This window comes from Micromonospora okii (genome assembly GCF_020884795.1).
Classification (GTDB): domain Bacteria; phylum Actinomycetota; class Actinomycetes; order Mycobacteriales; family Micromonosporaceae; genus Micromonospora; species Micromonospora okii.
On record NZ_BBZF01000012.1, the window covers coordinates 357,236 to 364,349 of the forward strand.

Annotated in this window: 3 protein-coding genes and 3 pseudogenes; 4 read left to right on the plus strand and 2 right to left on the minus strand. The window is 72.6% G+C overall.

Annotated features, from left to right (window positions below; genetic code table 11):
• Positions 1 to 42 precede the first annotated feature (42 nt).
• The 3 pseudogenes from LPU43_RS28740 to LPU43_RS28750 form a co-directional block, all read left to right on the plus strand.
• Positions 43 to 450, plus strand: a pseudogene (locus LPU43_RS28740) (DNA gyrase subunit A); the annotation flags it as partial.
• Positions 451 to 453: 3 nt separating this feature from the next.
• Positions 454 to 1,344: pseudogene (locus LPU43_RS28745) on the plus strand (LAGLIDADG family homing endonuclease); the annotation flags it as partial.
• A 393-nt stretch (positions 1,345 to 1,737) separates the two neighbouring features.
• Positions 1,738 to 3,819: pseudogene (locus LPU43_RS28750) on the plus strand (DNA gyrase subunit A); the annotation flags it as partial.
• Positions 3,820 to 3,862: 43 nt separating this feature from the next.
• On the opposite strand, the gene LPU43_RS01045 reads toward LPU43_RS28750, so the two are convergent.
• Positions 3,863 to 5,209 carry a uracil-xanthine permease family protein gene (locus LPU43_RS01045; RefSeq protein WP_229397885.1) on the minus strand — a complete coding sequence of 449 codons (1,347 nt, stop codon included), beginning with the start codon at positions 5,207 to 5,209 and terminating at the stop codon, positions 3,863 to 3,865.
• Positions 5,210 to 5,316: 107 nt separating this feature from the next.
• A complete protein-coding gene (locus LPU43_RS01050) occupies positions 5,317 to 5,946 on the minus strand; it encodes an alpha-ketoglutarate-dependent dioxygenase AlkB (RefSeq protein ID WP_229397887.1) in 630 nt (209 codons plus the stop codon).
• Between the two features lie 200 nt (positions 5,947 to 6,146).
• Between LPU43_RS01050 and LPU43_RS01055 the strand changes: the two genes are divergently transcribed.
• On the plus strand, positions 6,147 to 7,114 hold a 968-nt coding region (locus tag LPU43_RS01055), incomplete at its 3' end, for an acyltransferase family protein (protein WP_229397889.1).

A 7,114-nucleotide genomic window follows, 5' to 3' on the forward strand; every position in this document is an offset into this window, starting at 1 on the left:
GAGGGCCGCCCGACCGTGGCCCGCCGAGGAGAGAGCTGAACCATGGCACGCCGTAAGAACGACGGTCCCCGGGCGGACCTGGCCGCCTTCGACCAGGCCGGCGCGCGGGTCTTCGACAACCCGCTGGTCACCGAGGTCTCCGACTCCTACCTGGAGTACGCCTTCTCGGTCATCCACTCCCGCGCCCTGCCGGACGCCCGGGACGGCCTCAAGCCGGTGCACCGGCGCATCCTCTACTCGATGCACGAGGCGGGGCACCGCCCCGACCGGGCGCACGTCAAGTCGGCCCGGGTGGTCGGCGACGTGATGGGCCGGTACCACCCGCACGGCGACACGGCCATCTACGACGCGATGGTCCGGCTGGCCCAGGACTTCTCGCTCAACGCCCCACTCATCGACGGGCATGGGAATTTTGGGAGCCCGGACGACGGCCCGGCCGCCGCGCGCTACTGCATCACGGGCGATACCCGGATTCGCCTCGCGGACGGGTCGAGCCCACGGATCGCGGACCTGGTCGATCTCGCCCCGGATAGCGAGGCGGACGTCGCCTTCGAGGTCCTCGACAAGGATGGCAAGGCCGTCCGGGCGACCAAGGTGTTCAACTCCGGCGTACACCCCACCATCCGGATCAGCACCGAGGCAGGGTTCTCGCTGAGGGGAAGCGAGAACCATCTCGTCCTCTGTCTCGAAGCCCCGCTGGGCGTGCCGATCTTCCAGTGGCGGAGGCTGGACGAGATCAGGCCCGACATGGTCGTCTGTGTTGCGCGCAACGCCTGGTCCCAGGTTGTTCCCACCGCACGGGAGTACACGATCGGCGTTCTCGGCGGAGCATGGGCGTCAGAGGGCTGGGCGAGCGATTCACGAGCCGGCTTCAACAACACTGACGAGCACTTCTTCGACGAGGTGCTGCACGCCTACGATCACATCGTCGGCGGCCGACGCTACGTCAGCGATCGTCACACCCGCGTCGACCGTAAGCGCATCCAGGAGTTGGACGTCCAGGACCACGCGGGCGGGATGGATGCCTTCCGAGCGAGCCCGTTGGCGGAGTTCATCGGCCACCAGGCACGGGACAAGTTTGTCCCGCAGTTCGTCTGGACCGGCGGTTGGGGCGTCAAGCGGGCCTTCCTGATGGCTCTCTTCGAGGGCGACGGCGGAGTCCGGGTGGCGAACGAGAGCTTCACCATCCAGTACACCAGCTACAGTGAGCGGCTCGTTGGGGAGGTGCAGGAACTCCTGGCGGAGTTCGGCGTCATCGCCTGTCGGCGCCGGTACGTCCGCCCGAGCGGTTCCACGGAGCACCGGCTGGTCGTCTCGGGCCTGCGAAACATCAAGGCGTTCGCCAACCGGGTCGGTTTCCTGCGGACCAAGCAGGCGAAGCTGGAGAAGCTGCTCGTGCACTCGCCACTGCGTCCGCACCGCCTCAGCAAGGACCATGTTCCGTTCGTCGCCGACTATGTTCGGGGTGCCCTGGACTTCGACCGACGGGGGAGCGGGCGCAAGTGGCTGACCAAGCACAACTTCGACAGGGTTGAGCGCTGGGAGACCGAACGTCTGCGCATCATCGACCGGATCCGGGAGCCCGAGATCCTCGCGACGATCCTGCCGGTCATGGACTCGGGTTACCGGTTCGAGCGGATCACCGAGGTGGCGAGCTGCGAGCCGGCCGAGGTGTACTCGGTGCGGGTCGAAACGGAGGACCATTCGTTTCTCGCCGGCGGCTTCGTCAACCACAACACCGAGGCGCGGATGTCGCGGGAGGCGATGCTGCTCGTCGGCGAGCTGGGCGAGGACACCGTCGACGTCGAGCCCAACTACGACGGCTCGCTCACGCAGCCCACGGTGCTGCCGGCCGCGTTCCCCAACCTGCTGGTCAACGGCGCGTCCGGGATCGCGGTCGGGATGGCGACCAACATGATCCCGCACAACCTGGGCGAGGTCGTGTCGGCCGCCCGGTGGCTGATCAACCACCCGGACGCCACCCTGGACAAGCTGATGGAGTTCGTCCCCGGGCCGGACCTGCCGACCGGCGGGCTGCTGCTCGGCCTGGACGAGGTCCGTCGGGCGTACGAGACCGGGCGCGGCGTGGTCCGGATGCGCGGCCGGGTGGAGATCGGCCCGCTGGAGGGCAGCCGGGGCCGGCAGGCGATCACCGTCGTCGAGCTGCCCTACGGCGTCGGCGCGGAGAAGGTGATCGCCGCGATCACCAACGAGGTCAACAAGACCAAGCGGCTCACCGGAATCGCCGACGTGAAGGACCTCACCGACCGGGAGAACGGCACCCGCCTGGTCGTGGAGTGCAAGGTCGGGGTGAACCCGCAGGCGTTGCTGGCCGACCTCTACCGGCTCACCCCGCTGGAGCAGTCGTTCGGCGTGAACAACCTGGTCCTGGTCGACGGCCAGCCGCGCACCCTCGGGCTGAAGGCGCTGCTGGAGGTCTTCCTGCGGCACCGCTACGAGGTGGTGACCCGACGCAGCTCGTACCGCCGGCGCAAGCGCGAGGAGCGGCTGCACCTGGTCGACGGCCTGCTGATCGCCCTGCTCGACATCGACAGGGTGGTCAAGCTGATCCGGGGCAGCGACGACGCCCAGGCCGCCCGGGACGGCCTGATGCAGAAGTTCAAGCTGTCGGAGATCCAGGCCGGCTACATCCTGGACACCCCGCTGCGCCGGCTGACGAGGTTCGACCGGATCGAGCTGGAGGCCGAGCAGGAGCAGCTCCGCGCCGAGATCGCGAAGCTCTCCACCATCCTCGACGACGAGAAGGTGCTACGGAAGGTCGTCTCGGACGAGCTGGCGGCCGTGGTGAAGCAGTTCGGCAGCCAGCGGCGCACCACCCTGGTCGACGGCGACCTGAAGGAGGTGCTGGCCGCGTCCGCGCCGGCCGGCCCGCTGGAGGTGGCCGACGACCCGTGCCAGGTGGTGCTCTCCGCCACGGGGCTGGTCGCCCGCACGGCGGCCGAGTCGGAGGAGACCGCCGAGGGGCGCCGCCGCAGCGGCCGGGTCAAGCACGACGCGGTACGGGCGCTCGTGCACTCCACGGCCCGGGGCCGGGTGCTGCTGGTGACCAGCGCCGGCCGGGCGTTCAAGATCGACGTGCTGCCGCTGCCGGTGCTGCCGGAGCAGGCGGGCACGGTGTCGCTGCGCGGCGGCATGTCCGCCGCCGAGCTGGTGCCGCTGGAGCCGGGGGAGACGGTGGTCGGCCTGGCCCCGCTCGGCCCGACGGCCGAGGGGTCGCCGGGCCTGGCGCTGGGCACCCGGCAGGGCGTGGTGAAGGTGTGCGCCCCCGACTGGCCGGTGCGCTCCGACGAGTTCGAGGTGATCGGGCTGCGCGAGGGCGACGAGGTGGTGGGGGCCACCTGGCTGGTCGACGGCACGGAGTCGCTGGCGTTCGTCTCGTCCGAGGCGTCGCTGCTGCGTTTCCCCGCCTCGCTGGTGCGCCCGCAGGGGCCGAAGGGCGGCGGGATGGCCGGGATGAACCTGCCGGCCGGGGCGCGGGTGGTGTTCTTCGGCGCGATCCGCACCGACGACCCGGGGCACGGCGAGCCGATGGTGGTCACCTCGACGGGCGCGACGGTGAAGGTCACGCCGTTCGGGGCGTACCCGGCGAAGGGTCGGGCGACCGGCGGGGTGCGCGCGCAGCGGTTCCTCAAGGGCGAGACGGACCTGGTGGTGGCGTGGGTCGGCCCCCGGCCGGTCGGGGCGACGGCGATCGGCGACCCGGTGGAGTTGCCGCCGGCGGACCCGCGCCGCGACGGCAGCGGCTTCGCCGTGATGCTCGGCCCGTCGGTGGTCGGCCACCTCGTCGAGCGGGACTGACGCGGGCGCGGGCGGGGGCACCGCCCCCGCCCGCGCCGTCGGCTCAGAGCTCGGGTTCGGGCCCCGGGCGGGGGCCCGGGGTGGTGCCCCGCAGGCGGGCGACCAGGCGCATCCCGTGGTAGATGACCAGGGCGGCGGCGGTGCCCAGGGCGATGCCGTTGAAGGAGAGGTCGCCGGTGGTGACGGTGTAGTTCGCCGCGCCGACGATGAGGGCCACGGCGGCGGTCATCAGGTTGACCGGGTCGTGGAAGTCGACCCGGTTCTCGATCCAGATGCGGGCGCCGAGGATGGCGATGAGGCCGTACAGGGCGGTGGTCGCGCCGCCGAGGACCCCGGCGGGGACGGTGAGGATCAGCGCGCCGAACTTCGGGCTGAGCCCGAGCAGCACGGCCGCCACCCCGGCCACCCAGTACGCGGCCGTCGAGTAGACCCGGGTCGCGGCCATCACGCCGATGTTCTCCGCGTACGTGGTGGTGCCGGAGCCGCCGCCGGAGCCGGCGAGCATGGTGGCCAGGCCGTCGCCGAGCAGCGCCCGGCCCATGTCGCGGTCCAGGTTGCGGCCGGTCATCGCGGCGACCGCCTTGACGTGCCCGGCGTTCTCCGCGATCAGCACCAGGATCACGGGGATGACCAGGACGGTCGCGCGCAGGCTGAAGCTCGGGGCGTGGAACTGCGGCAGGCCGATCCAGGCGGCCTCGCGCAGCCCGTCGACGGCCTTCGGGTCGAGGTCGCCGAGGGCGGCGGCGAGCAGCCAGCCGACCAGCACGCCGAGCAGGATCGACAGCCGGGCCAGGAAGCCCCGGAAGGCCACGGTGGTGAGCAGGATCGCGGCCAGGGTGACCAGGGCGATCAGCGGTTGGGCCCGGAAGCCGGTGCCGCTGCCCTCCGCGCCCCAGGCGACGGGGGCGAGGTTCAGCCCGATCAGCCCGACGATGGTGCCGGTGACCACGGGCGGCATCAGCGCGTCGATCCAGCGCGTGCCGGCGACCTGGACGACGACGCCGACCAGGGCCAGGGCGGCGCCGGCCACCACGATGCCGCCGAGGGCGGGGCCGAGGTCCCCGCCGGCCTTCGCGGCGAGCACCGGGGCGATGAACGCGAACGACGACCCCAGGTACGAGGGCAGCCGGTTGCCGGTGATCAGCAGGAAGAGCAGGGTGCCGATGCCGGAGAAGAAGAGCGTGGTCGCGGGCGGGAAGCCGGTGATCAGCGGCACGGTGAACGTGGCGCCGAACATGGCGACGACGTGCTGCACGCCCACCCCGAGGGTGCGCGGCCAGGAGAGCCGCTCGTCGGGGCGCACCACGGCGCCGGGGGCGACGGATCGGCCGTCGCCGTGCAGGGTCCACGCGGACCAGCGGGAGCGCCGCTCGGTGGGGGTGTGGGTCATGGAACGCCCTTCGCGTCGTCGGGGACGGGGGCGCAACGGACCCTGAGAGTTGTTTCTAGCACGCCGTTGCCGCAGCACTCGCGGCCGGGCCGGGCTGAGCTGGGCCTTCAGGCCACGCCGGCGGGGCGGAACTGGACGCTGACGCGCGGGCCGACCGGGCGGGCGGTCTTCGGGATCGCGTGCTCCCAGGTGCGCTGGCAGGAGCCGCCCATCACGACCAGGTCGCCGTGGCCGAGCGGGAAGCGGAGGCCGGCCCCGCCGCCGCGCGGGCGCAGCAGCAGCGGGCGCGGCGAGCCGAACGAGACGATCGCCACCATGGTGTCGGTGTGCGCGGAGCGGCCGAGGGTGTCGCCGTGCCAGGCGACGCTGTCGTGCCCGTCGCGGTAGAGGCACATCCCGGCGGTGACGAACGGTTCGCCCAGCTCCGGGGCGTAGTGCGCGGTCAGGGCGGCGCGGGCCTCGGTGAGCAGCGGGTGGGGCAGCTCGCGGCGGGCGGCGTACCAGCAGAGCAGCCGGGGGACGTCGACCTGCGCGTCGTACATGGCCCGGCGTTCGGCCCGCCACGGCACGTCGGCGAGGAGGGTGTCGAGCACCGCGTCGGAGCCGCGCACCCAGCCGGGGAGGTGGTCCACCCAGGCGCCCCGGCTCAGCGGGTGCCGGCGCAGCCCGGCGAGCGGGCCGAGGGACGGCCCGTCGGCGGCGAGGTCGAGCATCGACGGCTGGTAGGCAGCGGTCATGGCCCCACCCTACCTGCCTGTTCGTACACCCGTACGAGCGCCGCCGCTCGTCGCCTTGGGGTGGGGGCCGGGGCAACCGGTAGGGTGCGGCGGGCGGCGTCGAGCGCGCCCGCCGCCACTGCGGCGGCGCACGCCGCCGGGGAACACGTCCGAGGAGGAGACGCGGTGCTGGTGACCCTGCGGACGGCCGGGCCGCCGGCATGACGAGCGCACCCACCGCCGTACGCCCCGACGCGCCGCCCCGCCCCGCGAGCCGGCTGCCCTCGCTGACCGGGCTCCGCTGGGTCGCCGCCCTGCTGGTCTTCGGCTACCACGTCGGCACCATGCGGATCGTCGCCGAGCCCGACTACCAGGCCGTCGTCAACTGGCTGTTCAGCCTGGGCCTGTCGGGGGTGGAGTTCTTCTTCATCCTCAGCGGCTTCGTGCTGGTCTGGTCGGCCCGGGACGGGGACCGCCGCCGCGACTTCTGGCGTCGCCGGCTCGCCAAGATCTACCCCAACCACCTGCTGATGTGGGCGGTGGTGCTGCTCACCGGCGTCTGGGTCTTCGCCGACCCGGTGAACGTGCGCGCCGCCGTGGAGAACCTTTTCCTGGTCCAGGCGTGGGACCCGACCCCGGGCTACTTCTACAGCGTCAACTCGGTGAGCTGGTCGCTCTCCTGCGAGCTGTTCTTCTACTTCTGTCTGCCGTTCGCGCTGCCGCTGGTCCGCCGGGCGCGGGTCGGCGTGCTGTGGGCGGTGGTGGTCGCCGTGCCGCTGCTGATCGTGGCGCTCTGGCCGGGGCAGCGCCTCGTGCCGCAGGAGAGCACCTGGTGGTTCACCCAGATCTTCCCGGTCGTGCGCTCGCTGGAGTTCTGGATGGGGGTCGCGGCGGCGGAGCTGCTGCGCCGGGGGCGGTGGCGGGGCCCGGGGCTCACCGGCGCGAGCGTGATCTTCGTGGTGACCTGGGTCGTGGCCGCGCAGTGGGTCCGCGCCGAGCTGTGGGCGGGGCTGCTCGCGGCGGCGTACGTGCTGGTCATCGCCGCCGCCGCCGACGCGGACGTGCGGGGCGCGCGGACGCCGTGGCGGTCCCGGCCGATGGTGTGGCTCGGCGAGGTCTCCTTCGCCTTCTACCTGGTGCACGTCTTCGTCATGGTCACCGTGCTGCGGCTGGCCGGGAAGCTCGGCGC